The following is a 25,703-nucleotide window of genomic DNA, read 5'->3' as shown; positions in this document are numbered from 1 at the left end:
AACGATCGGTAATGCCCCACTAATAGAGTAGAAGATTACCGATCGCTAAAACAGGATGAAGAATTCACGATATAAATGCGTTTTCATTTCTTCATTTTTTGAAACACCTCCATATAATAACAGGAAATTGCCTATTTTAGAAAGTGAATTCAAATAAAATGTATATTTCAATAAAAGGTAAAATTCAGTTATTTCCCATTGGTATATTTTATTTCCTAAGAAATAAAGAAGCAGCTTCGACAAAAGCTGCTTTAAGAGTTAGTGATTCTTTTATTAATAAGCTGAATACATAGCAGAAATAGGAGTGACATACTAATAGTGATAACTACTAGTGTCCAAGCGAGTTGCATATTACTTGCATCAATCGCCATATAAATTGCAGTTGGGATTGTCTGTGTTTTACCAGGAATATTTCCGGCAAACATGAGCGTAGCACCAAATTCCCCTAGTGCACGAACAAAGCTTAAAATCATTCCGCTTAGTAAGGCGGGAAATGCAAGCGGAAGTGTGACGTGTAGAAAAACTTGATATTCACTTGCACCAAGATCACGAGCGCTTTCTTCAATTTGTACATTTGCGATAGAAAATCCTGTTTTTGCTGATTGGTACATAAGCGGAAATGCAACAACTGTAGAAGCGATGATCGCAGCAGTAGATGTGAACATAATAGACTGCTGAAACAATGATTCTATCCACATTCCAATGGGACTATTATTTCCGAAAATGATAATGAGAAAAAAACCAATTACAGTTGGTGGAAGTACCATTGGTAATAAGAAAATTGTTTCTAATATAACTTTATATCGCCATGAAGAGCGTGCTAAAGCCCGTCCGATTATCGTTCCTAAAATTGTAACGATGATGGTGGCGCATGCAGCTACTCGTAAAGATAGAAAGATTGGTGACAAAATAGCATCAAAGCTCATGGCAATTATGATAGGACTGTAAATCCATATTTCTTAAAGATAGATTGTGCATCTTTTGACTGCAAATACTCATAAAATGAAGTCGCCTCTTTCTTGTGCTTAGATTCTTTTATAACACCTAAAGGATAGTGAATTGGCTCATGAGAAGTAGCTGCTGCTGTCTCTCCAATCTTTACTTTGTTTGAAATAAGAGCATCTGTTTTGTATACAATACCAGCATCGACATTACCTGTTTCTACATATGTTAACACTTGGCGAACATCTTTTGTAAATACGATTTTATTTTGAATATCATTCCATAGATTTTCATGTGTGAGAGAAGCCTTTGCATATTTTCCAGCGGGTACTGATTCAGGTGTACCAAGTGCGATTTTCTTAATTTTTTCATCTTTTAAATCTTGAATTTTTGTAAGAGAACTATCTTTTGGGACAACTAGAACGAGTTCATTTCCAAGAAGATTTTTCCCTTCTTTTTCATTAATGAATCCTTTTTTAACAAGAGCTTGGAATTTATCTTCGGCTGCTGAGAAGAATAAATCAGCAGGTGCACCTTGTTCAATTTGTTGTTGAAGTGCACCAGAAGCACCGAAGTTAAAAGAAAGCTTAATATTAGGTTCTGTTTCTTTATATTTTGTTTCAATTTCTTTTAGTGCATCTTGTAAGCTTGCAGCAGCTGATATAGTAAGTTCAACTGTTTTTCCTTCTTTAGCAGTTGATTTCTCTTTCTTATCCCCGCTTGTACATGCAACGCTAAATAAAAGAAGAAAAGAAAGTATAAGTGCTCCGATGGATCGTAATGTAAACTTGTTCATAAAAAAATCCCCTTTCGTTTTGACATATTCAATTATAACTAATTATAACTAATTATAACTAATTATAATTGAATATAATTTGAACGATGTAGTTGTTTTTAAAATATAGGAGAAAAATTCTTTTCTTTGTTACAATGAAGGAAGAAAGTGAGGAATCGTCTATGGATCATCATTCCTACACAACGGAAGAAGTAGCGAAGCGATTAAAAGTATCAAAATTAACTGTATACGATCTAATTAAAAAAGGAGAACTGCCTTCTTATAGAATTGGTAGACAGATGCGCATTGATGCAACGGATTTAGAACAATATATAAAGCAAATGAAAACAGGGAGAATACAAGGTACGCCTGTAAAGAGCGAAGATAGTAGAGGTTTGAATACATGTATTATTAGCGGACAAGAACTAACGTTAGATATGTTGGCAAAACGTATAGAAAATCGCCTGCCAAGTTCAAACATATTAAGGGCATATCAAGGTAGTTTAACGAGTTTAGTAAAAATGTATCAAGGAGAAGGAAATATCGTTAGCTTGCATTTGTTTGATGGAGAAACAGGTACATATAATGTTCCGTATGTAAAACGTATTTTAGTGGGACAACCATGTACGATGATTAATTTATTAGCAAGAAACGTTGGGTTTTATGTGCAAAAGGGAAATCCGAAAAATATAAAAACATGGGCTGATTTATCTCAATCATCTATACGATTTGTAAATCGAGAAAAAGGTTCTGGCATTAGGGTGTTAGTGGATGAACAATTGCGCATTCAAAAATTAAATAAAGAGCGTATTAGTGGATATGAATGGGAAGAGTCGAATCATCTTGGTGTTGCCACGCAAGTCGCAAATGGAAAAGCTGACGTAGGAGTAGGTTCAGAAAAGTTTTCGCAAATTGTAAATGTAGACTTTATTCCAATCATGAAGGAACAGTATGATTTAGTGATTTTGAAGAATAAAGAAAATGAAGAGCTGATTGAAGTCGTGAAAGACATTCTGCAATCGGAAGAATTTCATAATGAATTAAAAGCAATTGGCGGATATGATATGGCGAAAACAGGTCAAATTATATATGAAATAAAGTGAAACTTTAATCAGTGGGGGTTTTCTTCATCCCCCACTGATTATCAGCCCTCACCAATCGGACTTTTATGGGCAGTTGATCCCCCACCTAACTTTTTTGCTTTCGCTGAATTTTGAGGTGGGGGTCTTACTGCCCATTAAAGCGGGACAAACTAAAAAGCTGCTTGTCTATAAGACAAGCAGCTTTTTCTATATATAAAGGGGTTTGGGGAAACAAAGTATTAAACAAGACCTTGAACAAGTGTGTAAATGAAAGCTGTAAGAAGAGTAGCTCCACTTACAAGTCCGATCAAGTGAAACTTTAATCAGTGAGGGCGGGGTATCCCTCACTGATTATTAGTTGAACCAATCGGGCTTTACGGGCAGTTGATTCCAAACCTAACTTCTTTGATTTCGTTGGATTTTGAAGTGGAAATCTTACTGCCCGTTAATGCGGGGTAAAGTCTGATTTGTTAAATGTAATGTTGTTCATTATAATCTCTCCTTATTTGTTTAATGTAGTTGCAACAGCTTTTGCATCGACAAGTGCGGATAGCACCATGCCCATTGTATTTAAAAATTTGTTTGATTTCATTTTGTTCATCATGCGTATCCGCTCCTTTTCGAATTGTTGTTGCCCTGCTTTATGTCTTAATTATAGGAAATATGATCGCCTGCAACTATCGAATTAGCTTACGGAAGGCTTACACTTTTGTAAGAAAAAAAGACATTCGTGTAAGAATGTCTTTTAAAGCATATTAATATGATGATGTTCTTCAATTGTTTTTAAAAAGCTACGCATTGAATTTGTCGTATAGCTATCTTTACGGCGTATGAAAACCGTTGAAATACTACCATACTTTTCAGGGATTGCATGACAATGTACCTTACCAGCTTTAGAAAGATGGTGGACAGCAGACTGTGGTACGAGTGTAATTCCAAGACCGAGTGCAACACTGTTTAATATTGTCTCTAATATATTAAATTCCATAATTCTTTTTGGTAGCAAACCCTCATCTTTCAGCCAGCGTTCTAGTTTGGAACGGTATCCACATCCTTGGTTAAAAACGAGTAGAGGCGTTGTTGTAAATTCTTCTATATGAAAAGCTTTATTTTGTGTTACAAGCATTAATTTTTCTGTACTAACATCGTATTGTTCAATTAGTGGATGTTTAATAGGACCTGATATAAAGGCACCATCTAATTGATGATCAAGTACTTCTCTAATCAATTCTTCTGTTAGACCTGCTTGTAATGATAAATCGACATTCGGATAACGTTTATAGTAAGAAGATAAAATGGTAGGTAATGTACTTACTGTTTCGACCGTGCCGATTTTTAATATACCAGACGGTGTTTCACTATCTAAAAATACTTGTTTTAGCTCATCGACATCTTGCAAAATTTTATTAACATAAACGAGCATTTTTCTTCCTTCAGCTGTTAAAGTCATGCCCCGTTTATGACGATAAAAGAGCGGTGTTTTTAGTTCGTTTTCTAGTTGTTTAATACGTGCAGTTACATTTGATTGTACGTAGTTTAATTCCTTTGCTGCGCCACTTACACTACCTTGGTCGGCAACACTTTGGAAGATTTGTAAGTCTCTTAATTCCATAGTATGATCCTCCTTGATGTTAACTATCATTATAAGTGATAGTTAACATCATTTTGAATCATTTTACGTGATATATTTTTTCTTTTACAATTCTCTTTGTGCAAATAGAAAGAAGCGGGGGAATTGTATTGAGAAAAGGTCAAATGATAATAGGGGCTTTAGCATGTTTAATTGCAAGTATGTCATGGGGAGCGATGTTTCCAGTTGCTGATCATGCGCTAGAATACATAGATCCATTTTATTTTTCGCTTATTCGCTATGGAGCGGTGGCAATCGTACTGATTGTATTGTTGTTAATGAAAGAAGGAAAGCAGGCATTTCGTTTAGAGGGAAGAGGAAAGTTACTCGTCTTTTTCGGGACGATGGCGTTTACTGTATATAATGTACTTATATTTTTAGGTCAAATGTTAATGGGAAAATCAGGCGTGATGGTAGCGTCTATTATGGAAGCACTGATGCCGATGATTTCTATTTGTATTCTATGGGGATATAAGCATGTAAAACCGAAAAAGTATATGATAACGAGCATGATGATCGCTTTTATAGGAGCTATATTTGTTATTACAAAAGGTGATATGAGTTTCTTTTTAACATTGAAAGATAACATGTTTTCACTAGCATGTATATTTGTTGGGGTTGTAGGTTGGGTTATTTATACGATGGGTGGTCAAACGTGTAGCGATTGGTCAACATTACGTTATTCTACGTTGACGTGTGTATTCGGTACGACTGTCACAGGGATTATAACTGTAATCATTACATTGCTTGGATATGTACCGGTTCCGAGCATGGGAACGATTTCTATCGTGAAATATGATTTATTGTTTATGATGACATTACCGGGAATCGTAGCATTACTCGCTTGGAATTACGGTGTGAAAATTTTATCATCTATTAATGGGATTTTATTTATTAACTTTGTGCCTATTACGACTTTAATTATTATGATGATGCAAGGATATCAAATAACAATGTTTGATATTGTAGGAACTTTACTTGTTATTGCAGCACTTATTCGCAATAACGTTTGTCAGAGAAAAGAAGAAAATATAAATAAGAAGATTTTACAAGAAGAGCAATTACGCCAAGCTGTTTAATAGGCAATTGGAGGATTTCACATGTTAGAAAGTTTATTGTTTTTCTTTGCCGTCGGAGTTGCTTGTGAGCTTGCAGCAATTAATCGAAATGGTCGTAAGAAGATAAAACAACAAGCTGAAATGATACAGCTTTTAAAAGAGTTAAAAGAAAGAAACATTTAAAAAGACGACCGGGCATAGACGGTCGTCTTTTTCTATATAAAGGGGAAAGGGGACACAAAGTTATACAAGCGTAGCAGCGTAAATAAAAGCAGTAAGAAGAAGAGAGCCGCTAGCTAATCCTAAAAAATCTAATTTGTTAAAAGTGATATTGTTCATAATGAATTCTCCTTACTTGTTTAATGTAGAAGCAACAGCTTTAGCATCGATTAGAGCGGAAAATACCATGCCCACTGTATTTAAAAAATTGTTCGTTTTCATCTTGTTCATCATATTGATCCGCTCCTTTTCGAATAGTTGTTGTTTCTTTCTGACTTAATTGTATGAAATATCGTAAGAAGTAACTATCGAATTAGCTTACAAGAAAATTACACTTTTGTAAGAATTGAAATTTAACAATTAATACTCATTTTTATTACCAACTCCTAAAACTTAGTGTTATAATTGTTGTAAGAAAATGATTATAATTCGGATGTTCAGAAAGGAACGAAACAAATGTATAAACCAATTACATTTTTGTTGAAATATATATTTAAAACAGCTGGGAAAGTAGAAGTGCAAGGGAGAGAAAAGTTACCAGAAGGCGGCCCATATGTTGTTGCGTGTACACATACAAGTTTTATGGATGTATTAATGTTAGCTACAGGGATGTACCCGACCCAGATTCATTACATGGCAAAAAAAGAATTATTTGAAGGAAAATTCAAAAACTGGTTCTTTAAAAATGTGAATGCATTCCCTGTAGATCGTGCGAATCCAGGACCGAGTACACTCAAAATTCCGTCACGCCTATTAAAAGAAGGGAAAGTAGTAGGGATTTTTCCGAGTGGGACACGATCAACAGAAGATGTTTCATTAAAAGCTGGGGCTGTTACGATTGCGCTACGTTCTAATGTCCCGTTAGTACCGGCAGCTTATGTTGGTCCATCAAGTGTAAAAGAATTAATAAAAGGGAAAAAGGCACAATTGATTTTTGGAGACCCAATTCAAATTGATGCTGAAGAACAAATAGATCGAAAAACAGCGATGAAAATGATGACAGATCAATTAAATGAGAAATTTGAGGAGCTAAAGGAAACTTTGCAATCAAATCAAAAATAAGAAAAGACGACCGGGCATAGACGGTCGTCTTTTCTATTACTATTTATAATAAAGGGGAAAGGGGACACAAAGTTATACAAGCGTAGCGGCGTAAATAAAAGCAGTAAGAAGAACTGATCCACTAGCTAGTCCTAAAAAATCTAATTTGTTAAAAGTGATATTGTTCATAATGAATTCTCCTTACTTGTTTAATGTAGAAGCAACAGCTTTAGCATCGATTAGAGCAGAAAATACCATGCCCATTGTATTTAAAAAATTGTTTGATTTCATTTTGTTCATCATATGAATCCGCTCCTTTTCGAATAGTTGTTGCCTTGTTTCTGACTTAATTGTATGAAATATCGTAAGAAGTAACTATCGAATTAGCTTACAGGAGAATTACACTTTTGTAAGAAAAACGAATGAAGGTGTAATGATGAGAAGATTTGACATATGTGCATGGAATTCATTAATTTTAAAAGTAGAGGTGAGTGTATGGCTAATATTAAAGATATTGCAAAGATGGCGGGAGTTTCAGTTACGACTGTTTCGAGAGTATTGAATGATCATCCGTATGTAAGTGAAGAGAAAAGGAAAGCGGTTATAGAGATAGTTGAGAAGTTGAATTACTCGCAAAACGCAAATGCTGTTCATTTATCAAAAGGGAAGACGAATATTGTTGGTGTGATTTTACCGTATATTAATCATCCGTGTTTTGATGCGATGGTAGGCGGGATGATGGAGGTGGCGTTAGCTCATAATTATAGAGTGCTACTTTGCCAAACGAATTATAATAAAAAAGAAGAAATGAAAAGTTTACATATGTTAAAAACAAAACAATTGGATGGTCTTATTATTTGTTCTCGTGCAAATGATTGGGAAACGATAGAACCGTATGCTTCCTATGGGGCAATTGTTGCTTGTGAAGATAATGATATTTCGAATATCTCAAGTGTATATACGAATCATTCGGCCGCTTTTCAATTAGGAATGGATTATTTAATTGAGAAAGGTTATAAAAAAATTGGTTATTGCACAGGAAGAAAATTAGGACCGAGTAGTCAAAAGCGTTTTGATGTTTATAAACAGCAATTGCAATCTATAGATGAAGAAGTGAATGAAGGATGGATTTTCACAGAATGTTTTACATTAGAAGATGGTGTGAGAGTGGCTCATAAATTAAAGGGGATGCAGCATCTTCCTGAAGCGTTAATAGTAGCAGGAGATGAAGTTGCGATTGGGGTGATGACAGAAGCTGAAAAATTAGGTATTCAAGTTCCTAAAGATTTAGCGATTATTGGCTTTGATAATCAACCTATTTCGCAAGTGTTACAACTTACAACCATCGATCAAAATTTAAAGGAAATAGGTAAAAAGGCCTTTGAAATGTTTTACAGGCAAATAAGTGATGAAAGTTCTAAACAAGAAAAGTTGGAAATTCCATACGAACTTGTGGAACGCTCTACTGTTTAGTTTTAATCCGTTATGTGTAAATTGCATAACGGATTATTTTTTTGAAATATCTTTGACAGGAAACGCGTTTCATACTTTATAAAGGAGTTAAACCGGTCTGTAATAATCCATGGATTCTTTTCAAAAATAGTATTTGGAGGAATATGCATGAATGAACTTTTATCGAGTATGAAAAAGTATATAGAAGATGATGAAAAGATTTTGGCCTTTGTAGTAGGGATATTTGAGGAGGATAATTTTACGTTATCGTATCAGCATGGGATTTTTGCGGCTACTACTAGACGTCTTCTCTTTTATGGGAAATTTCCATACTATTCTGCAACATTTAAAGATTATTCATATTTGCATATAGATAGCATAGTTTGTCGTCCGCATTTCGAATGTACTTGTAATCATGAAACCATTCGAGCTAAGTATATTCAGAAGGGGAATGTGGAGCGATTTGTCCGTACAGTTAGAGCGAATATGAATAATTAATCACCCCTTTGTTTAAACATAATATCTCGATCTTTAAGAGGGGAAATGTGCAATAAAAACAACTTCTAAACCTCTAGGAGATAGTGATACAATGTCAAATGGGGGGAGGTAGGAACTATGGTTAATCAACGTATAAAAGAAATAACACTAATTACAATTGGTTCATTATTGTTCGCAATTGGTATTAATTACTTTGCAATTCCAAACCGTTTATCAGAGGGTGGAATTATTGGTGTAACGGTTGTTACGTACTATTTATTTGATTGGTCGCCGGGGATTGTGAACTTTGCTATAAATGCAATTTTACTAGCTATCGGTTATAAATTTTTTGATAAGAAAACGATGGTTTATACAATTTTAGGGATTGTAGAAACATCCTTGTTTTTATATGTTACGGAACATATTGAGTATCATGTAAATAGTGATACGTTATTAGCGGCTCTATTCGCTGGTTTGTTTGTCGGTGTCGGGTTAGGCTGTATGTTCAAAGCTGGAGGTACATCAGGAGGATCGGCTATCTTAGCACAATTAGCAAATCAATATTTAGGGTGGAGCGTTGGTAAAGGCGTACTTATTATTGATATCGTTGTAATTGCTGGTTCTGTATTTATAATAGGACAAGAAAAAGCAATGTACACACTTGTTGCAGTATTCATTGGAGCAAAAGTGATTGATTTCATTGTAGAAGGAATGGATACAAAAACGGCTGTTACAATCATTTCAAATCAACCAGACTTAATACGTGAAACTATTACGAAAAACATGACACGCGGTGTCACTGTATTAGAAGGACGCGGCGGATATACTGGTAAAAATAAAGAAGTATTATATATTGTTATTAATAAACAAGAGCTTGTTAAGTTAAAGCAGGTTATTAGTCGAGTAGATGAAGATGCTTTCGTTGTTATTCATGATGTACGTGATGTACTTGGTGGTGGCTTTAAAGCGAGCTAAAAGGTGAACGAGTAAATTCGTTCACCTTTTTTAATTCTTACAAAAATGTAAGTGTAATGTAATGAGATTCAATAGTAGATTTTATTCCTTCTTTTTAAAATGGATGTATATATATCCTGCTGAGGAGGAATGTTTATTATGAAGAAAAAAATGATCACTACTATAATAGCGATGGTAGTGATAGTAATAATGTTACTGCCTACGAAACTTGGACCGGTTATCGATAAATATAATCCGCTTTATAAGACGAAAGAATACTATACGGTTGTGAATACAATTGGTCAGCCTATTGGTGATGAATGGTATGAATATGAATTTATTGCGTTTGACGAACGTGGAAGAGAACAAAAAATAAAGAAGACTGTTAAGCATATGTTAAAGAGAGATGAAGCATTAAAGGTGTATGCAAAAGGGCGCTACGGTGAGGCGATTGAAGAAATTGAAGCTGTAAATATTCCTATTAATGCGAAGAGTAAACTTTTAGCGATGAGATAGCGAATTATACCCCCGCCTATTTTTTGTCGAAAATAAAAATACGAGGTAGGGGTATTTTTGGATGTATAAGAAGGCCTTAGTCCATATGGACTAAGGCCTTCTTCATTATATAAAGGGGAAGGGGGTACATTGTAGTAGCATGAGTGAAAGGTATAAGAAGAGTAGTTACTAGCAATGTAATTTGGTTATGTGAGTGTTCTTCTTATTTGGCTTACTTTCTAATTTTATTGTACGAGATGTAAGTAAGAGAAACTATCGAATTACATTACACATAGCTTACAAACATGTAAGTCTTCTGTAATGTAATTCGATGGTTAAAAGATAGTGAATTTCATATAGTGTAATTAGAAAGTTCCACTGTATTACTTTCTGTTTGTAATATGAATGAAGAATGAAAAACCAACTACCTTTTAATAGCCCTCATCTACATACAGATGAGGCTCTTTTTATAAACCTTACAACATTGTAAGGTTTACGTAAGTTAATTCGATAGTAAGTTTGTCATATTTTTTGCATAATAGATAAAAATAGATAAAAATAATTAGGGATATAGTAAGAAGGGAGAAAACTGGGATGCGTAAAGAAGAAGTAGTGAAGTTTCCAATTAAAGATTTCTGTAGCTACTTTACTGTTGCCGTAGTATGTATTGGATTATTTGATATCATAACAAACTTAATTGTTAAATAATATAGATGATAAAACAAGAAGGGAGATCCTTTCTTGTTTTTTTTATGGGGGAATAAAAATGAAATGGATTGATAGTCATATACATGTTGACCAATATAAGGATGAAGAAAAAAGTAGATTACTTAAAGATGTGGAACATAGTAAAGAGATAAAGGGGCTTATTGCGGTATCTATGAATTATCAATCATGTAAAGAAACCTTATCTTTAGCAAAGCGATCTCTTTTTGTACATCCAGCAATAGGTTTTCATCCGGAGCAACCAATTCATAAAGAAGAATGTGAGCAAATTTATAAATTAATTGAAGAGCATGTAGAGGACATAGTTGCGATTGGTGAAGTCGGCTTACCATATTATTTAAAAAAAGAAGATGAGCGCATTGATGTCAATTCATATATATCAGTGTTACAACGGTTTGTTGAACTAGCTAGTAAATATGATTTACCAATTATATTGCATGCAGTGTATGAAGATGCTGATATTGTATGTGATTTACTGGAGAAATATAAAGTCTCACGTGCACATTTTCATTGGTTTAAAGGAAGTGAAACAACAATGAAACGGATGATGAGGAACGGTTATTATATTTCTATCACGCCAGATGTTTTACATAAGGAGAAAATTAGAAAAATTGTTTCGTATTATCCACTTGAATATATGATGGTAGAAACAGATGGACCGTGGGAATTTCAAGAGAATGTTATGACGCATCCGAGGATGATTCGAGAGGTATTAAAGGAAATTAGTGTTATAAAAAACATATCTGTTGATAGGGTTACGAAAACGATATATGAAAATACGATTCAATTTTACTTAAAAGGATAGGAGCGTTACTCTTATCCTTTTTATTATGGATATTTTTTCTAATATTTTCTATAATTTATGATGTGTTTAATTTGATGAAGGAAGTAGGGGAGAAAATGGGGAGAGTATATAAAAAAATAGCTATTACAATGATGGTCGGTGCACTTTCACTTGTAGCGTTTGGGTGTGAGGCAGAAAAAAAGGTTATAAATCCAAACACAACACAGGAAAAGAAGGAAGAACCAATTGATCCAGTAGTTGAAAAACAGATGAAAGAAAATGAGAAAAATGGGAATACGGTTGGAAACAGTTCTAATAAAGGGAAGATGGTAGAGAGTAAGGGATGGGTTTACTATGCGGTAAATGGTGATAAAAATACAGGAGGCATTTATCGTACGAAAGATCAATTTCAGACTTCGGAACGTGTAGTGGAAGGTGTAAATGCTTCGTACATAAATATAAAAGACAAAGCTTTATATTTTATTCATACGGATGAAGATAAGAATTCGGGATTATCTTCTTTAATGAAGTATGATATATCTAACAAAAAGCTAGACACGTTAAAAGCAGATACAAATTATGTTTATATAAAAGATCAAACTTTATTTTATCCGAAAAAATATTCTGAGCATGGTGGTTTTGATATTGTAGGAATAGTAAAAATGGATTTGAAAACGGGGCAGGAAGAAGAAGCGGCATTAAAAAACTCAGGTTGGTCTCAAACGATAGACGATAGTATTCTACATTGGAATAAAAATCGTGGAACACAAGTGACAAAAGATAATAAAACTTGGTCAAAGGAAAATTATGCAACAATATCTAGTGCTACTTATAATAATGAAAAATTATATGCTGTTGTCGACTTTTCGTTACCTTTTGAAACAAATGAAGCTGAGCATGGCATATATGAAATAGACATTCAACAAAATAATGAAAAGCTATTAGTAAAGGATGCTTTGCAGATGAATGTGAAAGGGGATACTTTTTATTATTTAAAAAAGGATGGAGTATATAAGAAGAAAATGAATGGTGGAAATGAAAAAGTAATTTATAATAAGGCGGTTGAACCAACTAAATCCTATTTATATTTTGTAGCAGGAGATATGTATCTTTATACGGATAATGGAACTATTTTGAATCTAGATACAAAGAAATCAAATGAAGTACAAGATAAGAAGCTAGTAGATGAAGTTATGCTACAGAAAGTATGGAATGCACAGAAGGAACTTACTAATATTCAAATGGCTGCACTAACAGGAAACCCAAAACGAGTAGGGGATTTTTCGTACGGGGAATTAGTGAATCCTGCTTATAATACAAAGGACACTTTAGAGACCACGCTATCTACGTACTTCTCAAAACCATTTATAGCAGAGTATATGAAGAGTAAGTACCTTAAAGAATTAAATGGGAAAATGCACTATGTTATTGGAGATCCAGGATCAAAAGCAGCAACTAAATTTACAAAAATTATTTCTGCCGAGCTAAAGGATGGAAAAATAAAAGCGCAGGTAGAAACGTATAATGATTATGATAATGTAACGGAAAAAGTAGAAGTTGAATTTATTTATGAAAATAATCAATGGGTTATTAATAATATGCCACGTTTTGGTTTAAGTTAAAAAAACCACCAAGCATTTTACTTGGTGGTTTTATTTTAGGATTCTAATTTTTTCGCACGTCTTAATAACAATAGAAAGACAATGATGAAGAAACCAAGTATAAGGAAGAATCCATATTGTTTTACATAGTCCATTACGTCGCTTGCGCTTGTTGGCTTTTCAACGTGAATGCCGTCCTTATTAGTAGTAATATGAATATCTTGCATTTTCACTTCATTTGTTTCTTTTTGTAAAGCAATCCATTCTATATTCGGAATGCTTTCTAGATCCTTTAATACTTCTTTTAATGGTTTCACACCTAAGTAAGGATGATAGAATGCACCAATAACTCCATCGGATAATTTAGCAACAGATACAGCACGTTCCTTCATCTTTGCAATAGCATGTGGCTTATCTTCTTCAATAAAACCAACTGTTTCAGGCATTAATTTCATCCCGTGTAAAAATGATGGGGTACTTGTATAAAATGGTGAGTGCATGGATTTCCAAGTTGTATCACTTAACTGTAGTTGTCCTACATAAGTTGAAAAGTATCTTGATAATATTTCATATCCTTTTTGGGACATCGTGTAATGGGGTGCTTCAAATGCGACAGGATACAGTTTGGCATCTACAAGTTCTTGAATGCCCTTTTCAATATGCTCAGTCGTATATTTTTCTTCAAATTCTTCCCCTTTTTTTGCGTATGCATTATATGCTTCTATATTAGGAAAGTCATCTTTTGTTTTTGGTTGTTCATGCTTCGGTTGTCGAATTGGTTGGTCTGTTTTTACATCCCAAAATTCAAAACCTTCTCCAGTTTCACTATCATAAAATTGGTGCGTATAACCATGCATAATAATTGCTGCACCATCATCTTGCATAGAGCGTAAAAGATCGACTAGCTCAGGTTTATCTTTTAAATGTATTGTCTTTCCTGTATCCGGATCTTTATATACCGGTATAACTGTAATCATGTAAGGAATCTTTTTCTCTTTTAGTAATTCAGCAATTTCTTTTAATTTATTTATATCTGCGGCTGGATGAACATCCTCAAGACGTAAATAAGCTTCCACTTTATCTGTCGTTGGTTTTTGTCCGAAGTAAGAAAATAACATTTCGCCGACGTAATGAGACATCCAGTCAAAGAGATTTGATGTTGCAACATAATAAGATGTTTCATGCTGAACGATTAGTGGGCTCTTGCTATGTGGGGTTAAAGCGTTAGCAAGAACAGTTCCGTTTGTATCAAAAGCTTGAATCAATCGGTCCTCTTCTAAAGTGTTTTTTAGCTTATGGCTTGGATATTCGATTTTATTAACTCGTATATCATTATCCTTTAGTGTAATGAAAGAAAAGCGATTAGATAATTGTTCAGCATTTTGTCCTAAAACTAATACTGGGCCTGAGAAATCTTCTAGAAGTTTCTTTGTTTCAATAGGAAATTCTTCTTTTTGTTCCCCGATATAAACAATATGTGTATAAGAAGATGAATTAGTAATTTCGTTAGCCTTTTTTAAACTTTTCGTAGTTATATCGCTTGTAAAATGTCCTAATTGAGTATTAAGGATTTGAATATTATTTGTAATTTGATCGTCTTTTGTACTGTATAAAACAAGTACTTTTGGTTTTGATGATGTTTGTGCAGAGGTGTGGATAGGGATAAGTAGTAAAATGCTGAACAAGAGTAATATGCACTTCTTCATTTGGTCTGCTCCTATTCTATATGTAGAGTTCAATTTACAATTATATAAAAGAAATACGTTGTAGTCCATGAAAGTTACATTTTTGCACGTATTTACCAGCTGTTTTTTCACAAAATCGGTCTAAAGCATGATGATAATATATATAGTTATTTGCTATGATAAAAGGGTAAGAGAATGATAGAATGTGGGTAATTGTAAAGGGAAGAAGGCTGAAAGGGGACAAATTTCAGCGGAGAAAGAGGTAGTGGTAGTGAAGAAATTCTTTGTAGGATTTTTAGTTGTTCTGGGGGTGTACTTATATTTCCAAGGAAAGTCTGAAGGAATGGACAAGCTAGTGAATGAGACAAGCTATGTTGACTCAGAGGAAGCAAAACAGATGAAACAAATTATTATAGAGGAAGCAAAGAAAGTCAATCTTCCAGAATGGATACCTCTTACAATTGCCGAACATGAAAGCCGGTTAAATCCAAGAAGTATTGGAGATAACGGAACTTCATTCGGATTGTTTCAATTGCATCGCGGTGGCGGGCTTGCACCAGATCATTTAACTGATGAAGAGTTGAAAGATCCGCGCACAAATGCGCAAATTGCAATGCCGCATTTAATGAAAGGGTATAAGCGCGGGGTGCAGAAAGGTTTGACGGATTTTGCATTACTAAAATATGTAGCAAATACATCTGGATGGCCAGGAAATTTAGGGCCCGAGTGGACGGATAATAACATGAAGTATAACATCGGATTAGAAGATGTGTACTATCGAAATAAAGGCGTAATAAAAGAGTAGGTTTTTTATACCTACTCTGTTTTTTTATGAATAACTTCATCCTTTTCTTGTATGAAATACTGCGCTAGTTGTATTTTCACGTCTTCTAGTTTTGTAGAAACTTGCGGTATTTTATATCCTACATACAATGGTGAAACGACAAACCTAGGAACAACTTTACAAATGATTTTTCCGTTCAAGTAATAGAAGAATAAGTTATAACTACTACATCCTTTATGGAAATCTGTCAGTATATAACGTACAGTTTGCTGAATATAATTTGCTAGTTCATCTATGCATCCAGTATCTTCAATGATGATATTAAATTCAGTAAAACCGATAATAGGACGATCTGAAATATTGAGTTCAATGCGTTCGTTTTTTTGTACAATTACTCCTCGGAAGTTGTCCTGTTCTACGTTACCGAGATAGTCTACATATTTCATTCCTATAATCTGCATGTGTGCATGATGCAAACTCCCGCCTGAGAATGGACCGTGATTTTTGTATAAAATCACAGATGTGAATTCTTCATTCTTCTGTAAGTTTAACCAATGTTTAATCGAAAAACGAATTAGCGATCTCATATGTTCTTCTGTATATGTCGCAATATGATCTTCACAATTATCGGTTTCGATTAGCACCGTTTGAAATGTATCTTTTAATGTAGGAAATTTGTTTTTTAGCCAAATAATTGAGCCCTCAGTTGCTAAAATATCCGTTAAATTTTCTCTGTCACAAAAAGGACATGCAGCGCTTCTATTCCGGATGCTTTCTGGTTTTTGTTTGCCGATATCGTTTAAAAAGTATAGTTGTTGTGTATCCATTTATATATATGCCCCTTTAAAATATGTGTAAAAATCCCGCTTAATACATTCGGGAAAAGGAGAAGGAAATCCTTTAAAGGGAATAGGAAAAATAAAAGACAAGATATCCTCATTACAACAGGGTACCTTGTCTTTTATTTTTTCTTTAATAATGTGTATGGATAATATAGATCGTTTTTATTATGTTTCTTTTTTCTATTTTTTATTGTGTATAAGGCAATTGCTGTACTCGCGATTAAAATAATGGCTTTCTTCATATTCGTTTACCCCTTTTTTATTGTTGGTTTAATTCTTGGCTAACTGCTTTTGCATCAACTAGAGCGTGTAAAATCATTTTTACCATGTTCATCATATTCTCTCACTCCTTTTTATAGTTCGTTTAGTTCTTTTACAACTGCTTGTCCGTTCACTAATACCTCAAAGATTGCTTTTACGATTTCTTTCATCATGATTGTTTCCTCCTTTTGTTGTCTCTCTTATTTACATCTTTATTGTATAGGGAGGCATCTTTTCGTACTATCGCTTTCCATTACGTGAACATAACAGTTTTGTAAGATTAGATGTCACTTATTGAAATGTTTAGTCTATCTTCATTATTTTCAGAAAAATGACTATTCAAACATGAAATGGGAAAGTATAATAAAGAAGTAAGTATTAAATTCCGTACGAAAGAGGTGAATGAGATGAAACGTTCTTTAGCTGCACGTGCCAAATTTTTAGATTATATCTATTTTTGTCGTGCGATTTTTCATGATGTAGTTGTTAACGGGATACGTCTGTCCTTTTTTAACAATTGCATAGTAGCTATTGAACGATAGAAATCTCTTCACCCATTTTTAATAAACGTGTGAAAAGGGAGCTATTTGGCTTCCTTTTTCTATGTCGAAAACCATGGGGAATGTTTCTTTCCCATGGTTTTTTATATTGAAAGGAGTACGGAAAATGACAATTTGTAGTGTAAATAATGTAACGAAATCTTTTGGTGGAAACATCATATTTGAAAATATATCGCTTGAAATAAAGAATGGTGAACGTGTTGGATTAGTTGGTCGTAACGGTAGTGGGAAGACAACAATCTTTCAGCTTCTAACTGGAATGGAAAGTTTAGATGCAGGAGCCATTCATATGAAGAAAGGTACATGTATTGGTCATGTGGCACAAATTCCGAAATTTGATGAGGGTATGACTGTATATGATGTATTGAGTTCGGCTTTTAAAGCAGAAAAGGAATTAGAAAGAGAAATGCGTACTTTAGAAAAACATATGGCGGAAGAACGAGAACCGTCCGCTTTACAAAAATTAATGGAGAGATACGGATTAATTCAAGAAAAGTTTGCGTTCCTTGGTGGTTATGAAATAGAAGCGAATTTGATGAAGGTAGCAAATGGTCTACAGGTGACAGAACTATTTCCTCGATCATTTCTGGAGTTAAGTGGTGGAGAACAAACAAAGATAAGTCTTGCATATATGCTATTGCAGAAACCAGATCTACTTCTATTAGATGAACCAACCAATCATTTAGATTTATTCGCCGTAGAATGGCTAGAACAATTTTTAAAAGAATACAATGGAACGGTTATGGTTATTTCACATGATCGCTATTTTCTTGATGAAGTTGTAACGAAGATTTTTGATTTAGAAGATGGAGAGATTCACGTGTATCATACAAACTATTCTCAGTTTGTTGAGGAAAAGGAAGAACGGTTGCTGCAGGAGTTCCAGGCTTATCAAGAACAGCAAAAGAAAATAAAGAAAATGAAAGAAGCAATTAAGCGACTACGTGAATGGGCAAATCAGGCGAATCCTCCGAATGAAGGATTGCATAAGAGAGCGAGAAGTATGGAACGCGCACTGGAACGTATAGAAAAACTAAAGAAACCTATTTTAGAACGAAAACAAATGGGGCTTCAGTTTGAAGGGCAAGAGAGAAGTGGGAAAGATGTTGTTGTAATGAAAGAAGTGAGTAAAGGGTTTGCTGGCCATCCTTTATTTAATGAAGCGAATTTACATGTTCGTTTTCAAGAGCGTGCGGCGATCGTCGGTCGTAATGGTACAGGGAAGACAACGTTACTAAAATTACTATTAGAAGAAATAGAACCAGACGCTGGTGAAATTCGAATTGGTAGTAGTGTGAAAATCGGTTATTTATCACAGCATGCGTACGGAAATGTGAAGAGTAATGTATTAGAAGCTTTCAGGGAATATGTAGCTGTAACAGAGGGAGAAGCGAGACATATATTAGCTAAGTTTTTATTTTATGGTCCAGCGGTGTTTAAGAAAGTAACGCAACTGAGCGGTGGAGAAAAAATGAGATTAAGGCTTGCGCAACTTATGTATCAAGATATTAATTTTTTAATTTTAGATGAGCCGACAAACCATCTTGACATTGAATCAAGGGAAGTTTTAGAGGAAGCCCTTGAACGATATAATGGAACGATTTTAGCTGTTTCACATGATCGTTATTTTTTAAATAAGTTATTTGAAAAGACGTATTGGATTGATGAGCGTAAATTATTTGAGTTTGCTGGAAACTATGCATGGGCGCGTCAAAAGTGGGAAGAAAAACTTGAGACACAAATAATAAAGCAGCAACATCAAGGAAGAAAAAGGATAGAAATAGCTCCTATAAAAAAGAAAGAAGTTAGGAATGTTGAGGAGATTGAAACCGAGTTAATGCGTGTAGAAGAAGATATATATACGCTTGAGTGTAAGATGGAACATGTAGTTGATGTTGAAATGCTTGAACAATTGTATGAGGAAAAAACGAAGCAAGAATTGTTACGAGCGGAGTTATATAATGAGTTAGGGAATATTGTGGAGTAAAAAGTAGAAAGCGAATCCCTTCAGCTTTGCTGAAGGGATTCGCTTTTTTATACTGATATTTTACTTTAAGAGAAAAATAAAAATTGTGTTTCACGTGAAACAGTAAATTTGATACATCTTTGTTCCGTAATTTGCATAGATTGTAAAACATAGATGATATTAGTTTTTTTTGATCGGTTACTTATTTCCCGAGACATAAGTATGTGTAACAGCGAATCAGGATTGAAAATAAAAAAACAGAGTTACAGCTTTACGCGCTGAACTCTGTTTTCTTTTTGTGTCGTATCTTCTCTTGTTGAAATGATAATGGCGATCCCGAGAATAATAAAAAAAGCTAAAAAGAGGACGAACTTTGGGAAGAATGGGAATAGTAATAGCGCCCCGACTATCATAATTGTTAATAATACGTAGTGCAGGACGTATTGGAATAGGTTGTCCATATTTTCGCCCCCTTTTTGGTAATTGGTTATTAGTATTCTATGTCCCATACTGAACGAATAGAAGTGGATTTTTAATTTTTTAATACGAAATAAAAGAGAACAATTGACATGCTGAAAGGAAAGGAATAATCTTGAAATTAATTCATACTATTTTTATAGGAAAAATAAAGATAGTTACAGGAAGGGGGCTATGTTCCTACATCGTTAAAAATTAGGAAGGTAAAGGTGAGCGTCTAATGAAAAATGCTTTTAAAGGAGCACTTGCTACATTTCTTAGTGTATCGGTATTACTAGCCGGATGTGGTCAAGAGGAAGCAAGTACAAATGAAGCCGGGAACGTACCAAAAGTAAAAGATGAGTTTATTAAAGCAAGCGACAAAGCAAAAAGTCCTACTAAAGTAAAAGAAAGAAAAGATACTTTTGTAGTTGGAATGCCAAGTCCTGGAGGGATATTCCTGCCGCACTTTATGGAGAATGGATGGGATGGTAACATAACGCAAGCTATCTTTGCCCCTCTTGTTGGACTCGATAAGGAAGGAAAACCAATTCCAATTTTAGCGAAGAAGTGGGATATTTCGGAGGATCAGCTTACATATACGTTCCATTTGAAAGATGATTTAAAGTTTAGTGATGGATCCCCGTTAACTGCAGATGATGTAGCATTTACATTAACATTATTACATGATCCAACTTATAGTGGTGCGACTGATATAAGTCAAACAGCAATAAAAGGTGGGCAAGCATATAAAGAAGGAAAAGCGAATTCTATTGAGGGAATTCAGGTCGTAGATTCGAAAACAATTAAAATTACAACTGAAAAGGTAAATGCCCAAACATTATCGTTAATTGGCGGAGAAGTGATTTCAAAAGCTTATTACGGGAAAGAGTATAAACAAGGACACTTGGAGTATTTAAAAGAACTGTATGGGAAGCCGCTGGGAGCAGGAGCTTATAAATTGGATAAATATATTCCTGGTCAAGAAGTTCGATTTTTAGCAAATGAAAATTACTTTGAAGGAAAACCGAAGATTGAGCATTTTATTTATAAAATTACAAAAGGTGATACGAAGCTACAACAATTTCAAGCCGGGGAAGTAGATTATGATGGTTTTACGACAAACGCGGAGACGATTGAACAGTTAAAGGATTTAGGTTTTGCTAATATTAATGTATATACAGGAAGCTCTTACGGCTACATTAAAATGAATTATAAGAAGCCATACTTTAAAGATAAACGTGTCCGCCAAGCATTTATTTATGGATTAGAGCGTCAAAAGGTTATTGATACGTATTTCCAAGGATATGCGTCACTCGTTAATGTACCGATTACGCCAGTTTCTTGGGCGTATACAGAAGAGGGTATTAATAAATATGAGTATAATTTAGAGAAGGCGAAGAAACTACTGGATGAGGCTGGGTGGAAAGCTGATTCGGATGGAATTCGTGAAAAGGACGGACAAAAACTGAAAGTAAGTTATTTTGCCTCATCAGCAAGTAAAATAAATGATGTAATGATTCCTGTGATGAAAGAAGATTATAAAAAGCTTGGTGTAGAGTTTAACCCAGAATATATGGACTTTAATACGATGATTTCAAAAGTGATAAAAGGTGATTATGATTTGGCGATGGTATCTACGCCAATGATTGATGATCCGAGTGGAACGATTGAGGAGTTTGTTTCAACAAGTAAACGAAATTATGATGGATATTATAATCCAAAAGTAGATGAATTAGCTAAGCAAGCATTAGAAACGTTGGATATTGAAAAGCGAAAAGAAATTTATAAAAAGTTATATCAACAGTTAAGTGAAGACCCGCCTGTAATCTTCTTAAATAATAGCAAAGTTGTGTCTGCACATCATGCACGCATTCAAGGATTGCAAGAAGATAACTATAACGGTATTTTATTAAGTTTACCTAAATTGAAGATAGAAAAATAATTTAGGAAGAATTATCGAAATATTTATTCAGAAAGAATTGACAAAATATAACTGACGATATAAGCTAATAACCATAAAGTCTACCGGAAAGGTCGGAATAGGATTGTTACCCCTCAAAAACATCTATTTTTTTACGATTAAAACCGACTTTTCCGATTGGCTATAAATGTGCTGTGGGAGGCATACATAAGCTAATAAGTTCAAAGGGTATAACTATTAAACAGTTAGGGTGGGGACAATGAAGACAAAGACAAAAAAATGGGCTGGTGTATTTTCGGTATTACTGAGTAGTTCGCTTGTGTTATCTGCTTGTGGGGGACAGGAGGATACGGCTTCTACAGAACCGGTAAAAAAGCAGGATTTAAAAGACGCTAAGATTGAATCAATTCCAGCTACAGATAAAAAGAAAAGTCCAGAGAAAGCAAATCAACGAAAAGATACCTTTATTACAGCCATTTCTAAGCCAGGGGGAGTTTTCCTTCCGTATTTCCAAGAGAATGGTTGGGATGGAAATGTAACGTCTGTTATTTTTGCGTCATTAGTAACAACAGACAAACAAAGTAAACCTGTTCCGGATCTTGCAGAAAAATGGGATATTTCTGCTGACCAGTTAACATATACATTCCACTTACGTAAAAATTTAAAATTTAGTGATGGGTCGCCTTTAACGGCGGATGACGTAGCATTTACACTAACACTACTTCATGATAAAGCGTATGAAGGTGGATTGGATATTGCTCAGTATGCTGTTAAAGGCGGGAAAGAATATAAGGAAGGAAAAGCAACTTCTATTGAAGGAATTCAAGTTGTTGATCCACAGACAATTAAAATTACAACTGAAAAAGTTAATTCACAGGCGCTAACGAATTTAGGTGGCCCAGTGCTATCAAAAGCTTACTATGGAAAAGATTATAAACAAAATACAAGTTTAGACTATTTAAAAGCATTATATGGGCAACCAATTGCAGCGGGTCCATATAAATTTGAAAAATATGTTCCAGGTCAAGAAGTACGCTTTGTTGCTAACGAACATTATTATGCAGGTAAACCAAAAATCAAAAACTTTATTTACAAAATTACATCAGGTGATACTGGATTCCAATTATTCCAAACAGGTGAACTGGACTATAGTGGATTTAGAGCAAATCCTGAGAATATAGACCAATTAAAAGGATTAGAGTTTGCAAATATTAATCTTGAATCATCAAGTGATATTGCTTATATCTATGTAAATAATAAGAAATCGTATTTGAAAGATAAGAAGGTACGTCAAGCACTTACTTATGGATTAGACCGTAAGAAGTATGTGGATACAGCTTTACAAGGATATGGATCTGTTGCTAACGTACCAATTGCGCCAGTTTCATGGGCATATACAGAAGAAGGTATTAATAAATATCCACACGACGTAGAAAAGGCTAAAAAATTATTGGATGAAGCTGGTTGGAAGGTAGGTTCTGACGGGGTTCGTGAAAAAGATGGTCAAAAATTAAAATTAACATACTACGCATCAAATACAGGTAAAACAAATGATATCTTTATTCCAATTGCAAAAGAAAGTTACAAGGAAATCGGTGTTGAATTAAATCCAGAATTGATGGACTTTAATACGATGCTTTCAAAAGTAGGAAAAGGTGACTACGATTTAGCTGCAGTTTCAACACCAGGAATTAGTGATCCAAGTGAAGTTGTAAGTGATTACTTATCAACTAATCCAAAAAGTGATACGGGTTATAACAACCCGAAAGTAGATGACTTGATTGTAAAAGGTATAGGGACGACAGATATTGAAAAACGTAAAGCAATTTATAAAGAACTGTACAAAGAGTTAAGTGATGATCCACCAGTTATTTTATTAAACTATCGTAAACTACTTTATGCTCATAATGCACGTATAAAAGGAATTGATCCAGAAAAGTACGATAGCATTAGTTCCAACTTACCGGTGTTATCTATTGAACAATAAGGGTTGACCTAAATAATAGAAGGCGTTTTTTCATACAGCGATGGAATAGTAGCTGTTTTGAAAAAATGTTCTTCTATTTTTAAGTAAATAGGATTGGGGAGACAAAAGGTGAAAACATATATCATTCGTAGGTTCCTTCAAATGATCCCTACATTGTTTGGTACATCTATTATTATTTTTTTCTTATTTGCACTTTTGCCGGGGGATTATATTGATTCAAATCCAAAGTTAACACCAGAGAGAGCTCAAGAGTTAAGGGAATTGTATGGCTTAAACAAACCAATTATTGAAAGATATTTTCACTGGTTATTGAATGCTTTACATGGTGATTTTGGATTTTCTTTACAGTATCAAGAACCTGTAACTTCATTACTTAATAAATTTATTTGGAATACATTTATCGTTGCTGTTGCAGCTTTATTTTTCACTTGGATTATTGCTCTTATTATTGGGGTTATTTCTGCAACAAAGCAGCACTCTTGGTTTGATAGATTAGTAACAATCGGTGTCTTTGCAGCAATGTCATTTCCATCATTCTTTATCGGATTATTTTTAATTAAATTATTAGCAGTTGATTTAAAGTTACTACCTATTGGTGGCATGATTGATATTGGGAGTAACTCAACAGGGATAGCATACATATTTGAAGTATTACGTCACATGATTCTACCTGTGTTTATTTTAACGCTTCTTGGTGTAGGATCGTTAACACGATATTTTAGAACCAGCATGTTGGATGTTGTTAGGCAAGATTATATTCGTACTGCTCGTGCAAAAGGTTTAAAAGAAAGAACTGTTATTTATAAACATGCATTGAAAAATGCAATTTTACCAGCAATTACATTACTTGCTTTTGAATTACCAGGTTTATTTTCAGGAGCTATTATTATTGAACAGATTTTTAACTGGCCAGGGATTGGGAGTATTCAATTAGAAGCATTAAACTTCCGTGATTATACGGTATTAATGGCCTTTACGATGTTTCTTTCTTGTTTAACCATTATGGCTAATTTCTTAGCTGATATTGTATATGCGTTTGTTGATCCAAGAATTCGATTGAAGTAAGGGGGGAAAGATATGGAGACTATTACACCAATAATAGAGAAAAAGAAAGAACGAAAAAAGAGAAATGAATCATCACCATGGCGCCAAGCGTATAAAAAAATCAAGAAAAATAAGATGGCATTGTATGGCTTATACGTTTTAATATTCATGTTTTTATTTAGTTTTATCGGTCCAATCTTTTCACCATATGCTGATGGGAAAGTACAAGTAACACAAATTAATAAGCCACCCAGCCTATCACATTGGCTTGGAACCGATCAGTTGGGACGGGATATTTTAACTAGACTTATGCAAGCAGGACGTATCTCACTAACGATTGGTTTAGCGTCGATGCTACTATCCGTTATACTAGGAGCTCTATTAGGAGCGATTGCTGGTTTTTATCGAGGGGTTGTAGATCATTTAATTATGCGTGTTGCGGATGTGTTAATGTCGATTCCGGGATTACCGCTACTTATTATAATGGGAGCAATTCTGTCAGAATGGAAATTACCATCGGAATACCGTTTATATGTTGTAATGATTATTTTAAGTTTAGTAGGATGGCCAGGACTTGCTCGTCTTGTGAGGGGACAAATTTTAACATTGCGGGAGCAAGCCTTTATGCAAGCAGCAGATGTATTAGGATTAAAGGATTCTCGGAAAATTATCCATCATTTAATTCCTAATGTCTTTCCGTTGCTTATTGTTGTAGCAACTTTGGGTGTGGCTGGATCTATTTTAAGTGAATCCGCACTAAGTTACTTAGGTCTCGGCGTCGTCCCACCTACACCATCATGGGGGAATATGATTAGCGCAGCTAACTCATTAATTGATTTTCAAAAGCGTCCGTGGTTATGGATTCCGCCAGGTTTCGCAATCTTTATAACAGTTGTATCCATTAATTTACTTGGTGATGCACTTCGTGATGCGTTAGATCCAAAGATGAGACGGTAGG

At 34.4% G+C, this 25,703-nt stretch carries 27 protein-coding genes; 17 read left to right on the top strand and 10 right to left on the bottom strand.

Annotated elements, in window-relative coordinates; genetic code table 11:
* Window positions 1-251 precede the first annotated feature (251 nt).
* Window positions 252-926 (bottom strand): molybdate ABC transporter permease subunit, encoded by a 675-nt coding sequence (modB, locus tag AABL52_RS25940; RefSeq protein WP_002070208.1) that lies wholly within the window; start codon window positions 924-926, stop codon window positions 252-254.
* 5 nt (window positions 927-931) lie between these two features.
* Window positions 932-1,738 carry a molybdate ABC transporter substrate-binding protein gene (modA, locus tag AABL52_RS25935; RefSeq protein ID WP_098237958.1) on the bottom strand — a complete coding sequence of 269 codons (807 nt, stop codon included), beginning with the start codon at window positions 1,736-1,738 and terminating at the stop codon, window positions 932-934.
* Between the two features lie 134 nt (window positions 1,739-1,872).
* On the opposite strand from modA, the gene AABL52_RS25930 reads away from it, so the two are divergent.
* A complete protein-coding gene (locus tag AABL52_RS25930) occupies window positions 1,873-2,820 on the top strand; it encodes a helix-turn-helix transcriptional regulator (RefSeq protein WP_341519753.1) in 948 nt (315 codons plus the stop codon).
* 218 nt (window positions 2,821-3,038) lie between these two features.
* On the opposite strand, the gene AABL52_RS25925 is transcribed toward AABL52_RS25930, so the two are convergent.
* Window positions 3,039-3,110: a DUF3948 family protein gene (locus AABL52_RS25925; RefSeq protein ID WP_423250485.1), complete on the bottom strand. Its 72-nt coding sequence runs from the start codon at window positions 3,108-3,110 to the stop codon at window positions 3,039-3,041.
* A 434-nt stretch (window positions 3,111-3,544) separates the two neighbouring features.
* Complete coding sequence (locus tag AABL52_RS25920) at window positions 3,545-4,411, bottom strand: LysR family transcriptional regulator (protein WP_000423048.1); 867 nt, start codon at window positions 4,409-4,411, stop codon at window positions 3,545-3,547.
* A gap of 128 nt (window positions 4,412-4,539) precedes the next feature.
* On the opposite strand from AABL52_RS25920, the gene AABL52_RS25915 reads away from it, so the two are divergent.
* Both AABL52_RS25915 and AABL52_RS25910 read left to right on the top strand, forming a co-directional pair.
* Window positions 4,540-5,508: a DMT family transporter gene (locus AABL52_RS25915; RefSeq protein WP_336180817.1), complete on the top strand. Its 969-nt coding sequence runs from the start codon at window positions 4,540-4,542 to the stop codon at window positions 5,506-5,508.
* Between the two features lie 21 nt (window positions 5,509-5,529).
* Window positions 5,530-5,670 (top strand): YrzO family protein, encoded by a 141-nt coding sequence (locus tag AABL52_RS25910; RefSeq protein ID WP_000894069.1) that lies wholly within the window; start codon window positions 5,530-5,532, stop codon window positions 5,668-5,670.
* A gap of 60 nt (window positions 5,671-5,730) precedes the next feature.
* Here the strand turns inward: AABL52_RS25910 and AABL52_RS25905 are convergent, their stop codons facing one another.
* On the bottom strand, window positions 5,731-5,826 hold the full coding sequence (locus tag AABL52_RS25905) for a DUF3948 family protein (RefSeq protein ID WP_001060007.1): 96 nt from the start codon (window positions 5,824-5,826) through the stop codon (window positions 5,731-5,733).
* 336 nt (window positions 5,827-6,162) lie between these two features.
* Here AABL52_RS25905 and AABL52_RS25900 point away from each other — a divergent pair, with 336 nt between their 5' ends.
* Window positions 6,163-6,768 (top strand): lysophospholipid acyltransferase family protein, encoded by a 606-nt coding sequence (locus AABL52_RS25900; RefSeq protein ID WP_000277789.1) that lies wholly within the window; start codon window positions 6,163-6,165, stop codon window positions 6,766-6,768.
* 72 nt (window positions 6,769-6,840) lie between these two features.
* Here the strand turns inward: AABL52_RS25900 and AABL52_RS25895 are convergent, their stop codons facing one another.
* On the bottom strand, window positions 6,841-6,936 hold the full coding sequence (locus tag AABL52_RS25895) for a DUF3948 family protein (protein WP_001060010.1): 96 nt from the start codon (window positions 6,934-6,936) through the stop codon (window positions 6,841-6,843).
* Window positions 6,937-7,242: 306 nt separating this feature from the next.
* Here AABL52_RS25895 and AABL52_RS25890 point away from each other — a divergent pair, with 306 nt between their 5' ends.
* From AABL52_RS25890 to AABL52_RS25865, 6 genes are all read left to right on the top strand, one after another.
* Window positions 7,243-8,220, top strand: coding sequence for a LacI family DNA-binding transcriptional regulator (locus AABL52_RS25890; RefSeq protein WP_340423309.1), 978 nt, complete (start codon window positions 7,243-7,245; stop codon window positions 8,218-8,220).
* Between the two features lie 147 nt (window positions 8,221-8,367).
* Window positions 8,368-8,697 (top strand): PH domain-containing protein, encoded by a 330-nt coding sequence (locus tag AABL52_RS25885; RefSeq protein ID WP_001004237.1) that lies wholly within the window; start codon window positions 8,368-8,370, stop codon window positions 8,695-8,697.
* 117 nt (window positions 8,698-8,814) lie between these two features.
* Window positions 8,815-9,651: a YitT family protein gene (locus AABL52_RS25880; protein ID WP_097819868.1), complete on the top strand. Its 837-nt coding sequence runs from the start codon at window positions 8,815-8,817 to the stop codon at window positions 9,649-9,651.
* A 138-nt stretch (window positions 9,652-9,789) separates the two neighbouring features.
* Window positions 9,790-10,146 (top strand): YxeA family protein, encoded by a 357-nt coding sequence (locus tag AABL52_RS25875; protein WP_088022593.1) that lies wholly within the window; start codon window positions 9,790-9,792, stop codon window positions 10,144-10,146.
* Between the two features lie 745 nt (window positions 10,147-10,891).
* Window positions 10,892-11,656 (top strand): TatD family hydrolase, encoded by a 765-nt coding sequence (locus AABL52_RS25870; protein WP_341518693.1) that lies wholly within the window; start codon window positions 10,892-10,894, stop codon window positions 11,654-11,656.
* Window positions 11,657-11,751: 95 nt separating this feature from the next.
* Window positions 11,752-13,257, top strand: coding sequence for a DL-endopeptidase inhibitor IseA family protein (locus AABL52_RS25865; protein ID WP_215562503.1), 1,506 nt, complete (start codon window positions 11,752-11,754; stop codon window positions 13,255-13,257).
* A 35-nt stretch (window positions 13,258-13,292) separates the two neighbouring features.
* On the opposite strand, the gene AABL52_RS25860 is transcribed toward AABL52_RS25865, so the two are convergent.
* Complete coding sequence (locus AABL52_RS25860) at window positions 13,293-14,942, bottom strand: polysaccharide deacetylase family protein (RefSeq protein ID WP_341518692.1); 1,650 nt, start codon at window positions 14,940-14,942, stop codon at window positions 13,293-13,295.
* A 250-nt stretch (window positions 14,943-15,192) separates the two neighbouring features.
* On the opposite strand from AABL52_RS25860, the gene AABL52_RS25855 reads away from it, so the two are divergent.
* A complete protein-coding gene (locus tag AABL52_RS25855; protein WP_063259895.1) occupies window positions 15,193-15,726 on the top strand; it encodes a transglycosylase SLT domain-containing protein in 534 nt (177 codons plus the stop codon).
* Window positions 15,727-15,737: 11 nt separating this feature from the next.
* On the opposite strand, the gene AABL52_RS25850 is transcribed toward AABL52_RS25855, so the two are convergent.
* Both AABL52_RS25850 and AABL52_RS25845 read right to left on the bottom strand, forming a co-directional pair.
* Window positions 15,738-16,532: a DUF4931 domain-containing protein gene (locus tag AABL52_RS25850; protein ID WP_341518691.1), complete on the bottom strand. Its 795-nt coding sequence runs from the start codon at window positions 16,530-16,532 to the stop codon at window positions 15,738-15,740.
* Between the two features lie 134 nt (window positions 16,533-16,666).
* Window positions 16,667-16,789, bottom strand: coding sequence for a hypothetical protein (locus AABL52_RS25845; RefSeq protein WP_000709137.1), 123 nt, complete (start codon window positions 16,787-16,789; stop codon window positions 16,667-16,669).
* Window positions 16,790-17,215: 426 nt separating this feature from the next.
* On the opposite strand from AABL52_RS25845, the gene AABL52_RS25840 reads away from it, so the two are divergent.
* Window positions 17,216-17,350: an RAxF-45 family protein gene (locus AABL52_RS25840; RefSeq protein WP_046956655.1), complete on the top strand. Its 135-nt coding sequence runs from the start codon at window positions 17,216-17,218 to the stop codon at window positions 17,348-17,350.
* A 124-nt stretch (window positions 17,351-17,474) separates the two neighbouring features.
* A complete protein-coding gene (gene abc-f, locus AABL52_RS25835; protein ID WP_341518690.1) occupies window positions 17,475-19,355 on the top strand; it encodes a ribosomal protection-like ABC-F family protein in 1,881 nt (626 codons plus the stop codon).
* A 242-nt stretch (window positions 19,356-19,597) separates the two neighbouring features.
* Here abc-f and AABL52_RS25830 read toward each other — a convergent pair whose 3' ends face one another.
* Entirely contained in the window at window positions 19,598-19,795 is a 198-nt protein-coding gene (locus AABL52_RS25830) for a hypothetical protein (RefSeq protein WP_341518689.1), read from the bottom strand.
* Between the two features lie 236 nt (window positions 19,796-20,031).
* On the opposite strand from AABL52_RS25830, the gene AABL52_RS25825 reads away from it, so the two are divergent.
* The 4 genes from AABL52_RS25825 (at window position 20,032) to opp4C (ending at window position 25,702) form a co-directional block, all read left to right on the top strand.
* A complete protein-coding gene (locus AABL52_RS25825; RefSeq protein WP_242243043.1) occupies window positions 20,032-21,735 on the top strand; it encodes an ABC transporter substrate-binding protein in 1,704 nt (567 codons plus the stop codon).
* Between the two features lie 238 nt (window positions 21,736-21,973).
* Window positions 21,974-23,701 (top strand): ABC transporter substrate-binding protein, encoded by a 1,728-nt coding sequence (locus tag AABL52_RS25820; protein WP_000853143.1) that lies wholly within the window; start codon window positions 21,974-21,976, stop codon window positions 23,699-23,701.
* A gap of 108 nt (window positions 23,702-23,809) precedes the next feature.
* On the top strand, window positions 23,810-24,766 hold the full coding sequence (locus AABL52_RS25815; RefSeq protein WP_000860686.1) for an ABC transporter permease: 957 nt from the start codon (window positions 23,810-23,812) through the stop codon (window positions 24,764-24,766).
* A gap of 12 nt (window positions 24,767-24,778) precedes the next feature.
* On the top strand, window positions 24,779-25,702 hold the full coding sequence (gene opp4C, locus AABL52_RS25810; protein WP_000447962.1) for an oligopeptide ABC transporter permease: 924 nt from the start codon (window positions 24,779-24,781) through the stop codon (window positions 25,700-25,702).
* The last annotated feature ends 1 nt before the right edge of the window (window position 25,703 follow it).

The sequence above is a fragment of the Bacillus paramobilis genome (genome assembly GCF_038096195.1).
GTDB classification, from domain to species: domain Bacteria; phylum Bacillota; class Bacilli; order Bacillales; family Bacillaceae_G; genus Bacillus_A; species Bacillus_A mobilis.
This window is presented reverse-complemented; position numbering and strand designations above follow the sequence as displayed.

Coding starts and splice junctions, on each gene's coding strand:
- modB (WP_002070208.1), bottom strand. CDS start 926: ATGAGCTTTGATGCTATTTTGTCACCAATCTTTCTATCTTTACGAGTA.
- modA (WP_098237958.1), bottom strand. CDS start 1,738: ATGAACAAGTTTACATTACGATCCATCGGAGCACTTATACTTTCTTTT.
- AABL52_RS25930 (WP_341519753.1), top strand. CDS start 1,873: ATGAAGGAAGAAAGTGAGGAATCGTCTATGGATCATCATTCCTACACA.
- AABL52_RS25920 (WP_000423048.1), bottom strand. CDS start 4,411: ATGGAATTAAGAGACTTACAAATCTTCCAAAGTGTTGCCGACCAAGGT.
- AABL52_RS25910 (WP_000894069.1), top strand. CDS start 5,530: ATGTTAGAAAGTTTATTGTTTTTCTTTGCCGTCGGAGTTGCTTGTGAG.
- AABL52_RS25905 (WP_001060007.1), bottom strand. CDS start 5,826: ATGAACAATATCACTTTTAACAAATTAGATTTTTTAGGATTAGCTAGC.
- AABL52_RS25900 (WP_000277789.1), top strand. CDS start 6,163: ATGTATAAACCAATTACATTTTTGTTGAAATATATATTTAAAACAGCT.
- AABL52_RS25895 (WP_001060010.1), bottom strand. CDS start 6,936: ATGAACAATATCACTTTTAACAAATTAGATTTTTTAGGACTAGCTAGT.
- AABL52_RS25890 (WP_340423309.1), top strand. CDS start 7,243: ATGGCTAATATTAAAGATATTGCAAAGATGGCGGGAGTTTCAGTTACG.
- AABL52_RS25885 (WP_001004237.1), top strand. CDS start 8,368: ATGAATGAACTTTTATCGAGTATGAAAAAGTATATAGAAGATGATGAA.
- AABL52_RS25880 (WP_097819868.1), top strand. CDS start 8,815: ATGGTTAATCAACGTATAAAAGAAATAACACTAATTACAATTGGTTCA.
- AABL52_RS25875 (WP_088022593.1), top strand. CDS start 9,790: ATGAAGAAAAAAATGATCACTACTATAATAGCGATGGTAGTGATAGTA.
- AABL52_RS25870 (WP_341518693.1), top strand. CDS start 10,892: ATGAAATGGATTGATAGTCATATACATGTTGACCAATATAAGGATGAA.
- AABL52_RS25865 (WP_215562503.1), top strand. CDS start 11,752: ATGGGGAGAGTATATAAAAAAATAGCTATTACAATGATGGTCGGTGCA.
- AABL52_RS25860 (WP_341518692.1), bottom strand. CDS start 14,942: ATGAAGAAGTGCATATTACTCTTGTTCAGCATTTTACTACTTATCCCT.
- AABL52_RS25850 (WP_341518691.1), bottom strand. CDS start 16,532: ATGGATACACAACAACTATACTTTTTAAACGATATCGGCAAACAAAAA.
- AABL52_RS25845 (WP_000709137.1), bottom strand. CDS start 16,789: ATGAAGAAAGCCATTATTTTAATCGCGAGTACAGCAATTGCCTTATAC.
- AABL52_RS25840 (WP_046956655.1), top strand. CDS start 17,216: ATGAAACGTTCTTTAGCTGCACGTGCCAAATTTTTAGATTATATCTAT.
- abc-f (WP_341518690.1), top strand. CDS start 17,475: ATGACAATTTGTAGTGTAAATAATGTAACGAAATCTTTTGGTGGAAAC.
- AABL52_RS25830 (WP_341518689.1), bottom strand. CDS start 19,795: ATGGACAACCTATTCCAATACGTCCTGCACTACGTATTATTAACAATT.
- AABL52_RS25825 (WP_242243043.1), top strand. CDS start 20,032: ATGAAAAATGCTTTTAAAGGAGCACTTGCTACATTTCTTAGTGTATCG.
- AABL52_RS25820 (WP_000853143.1), top strand. CDS start 21,974: ATGAAGACAAAGACAAAAAAATGGGCTGGTGTATTTTCGGTATTACTG.
- opp4C (WP_000447962.1), top strand. CDS start 24,779: ATGGAGACTATTACACCAATAATAGAGAAAAAGAAAGAACGAAAAAAG.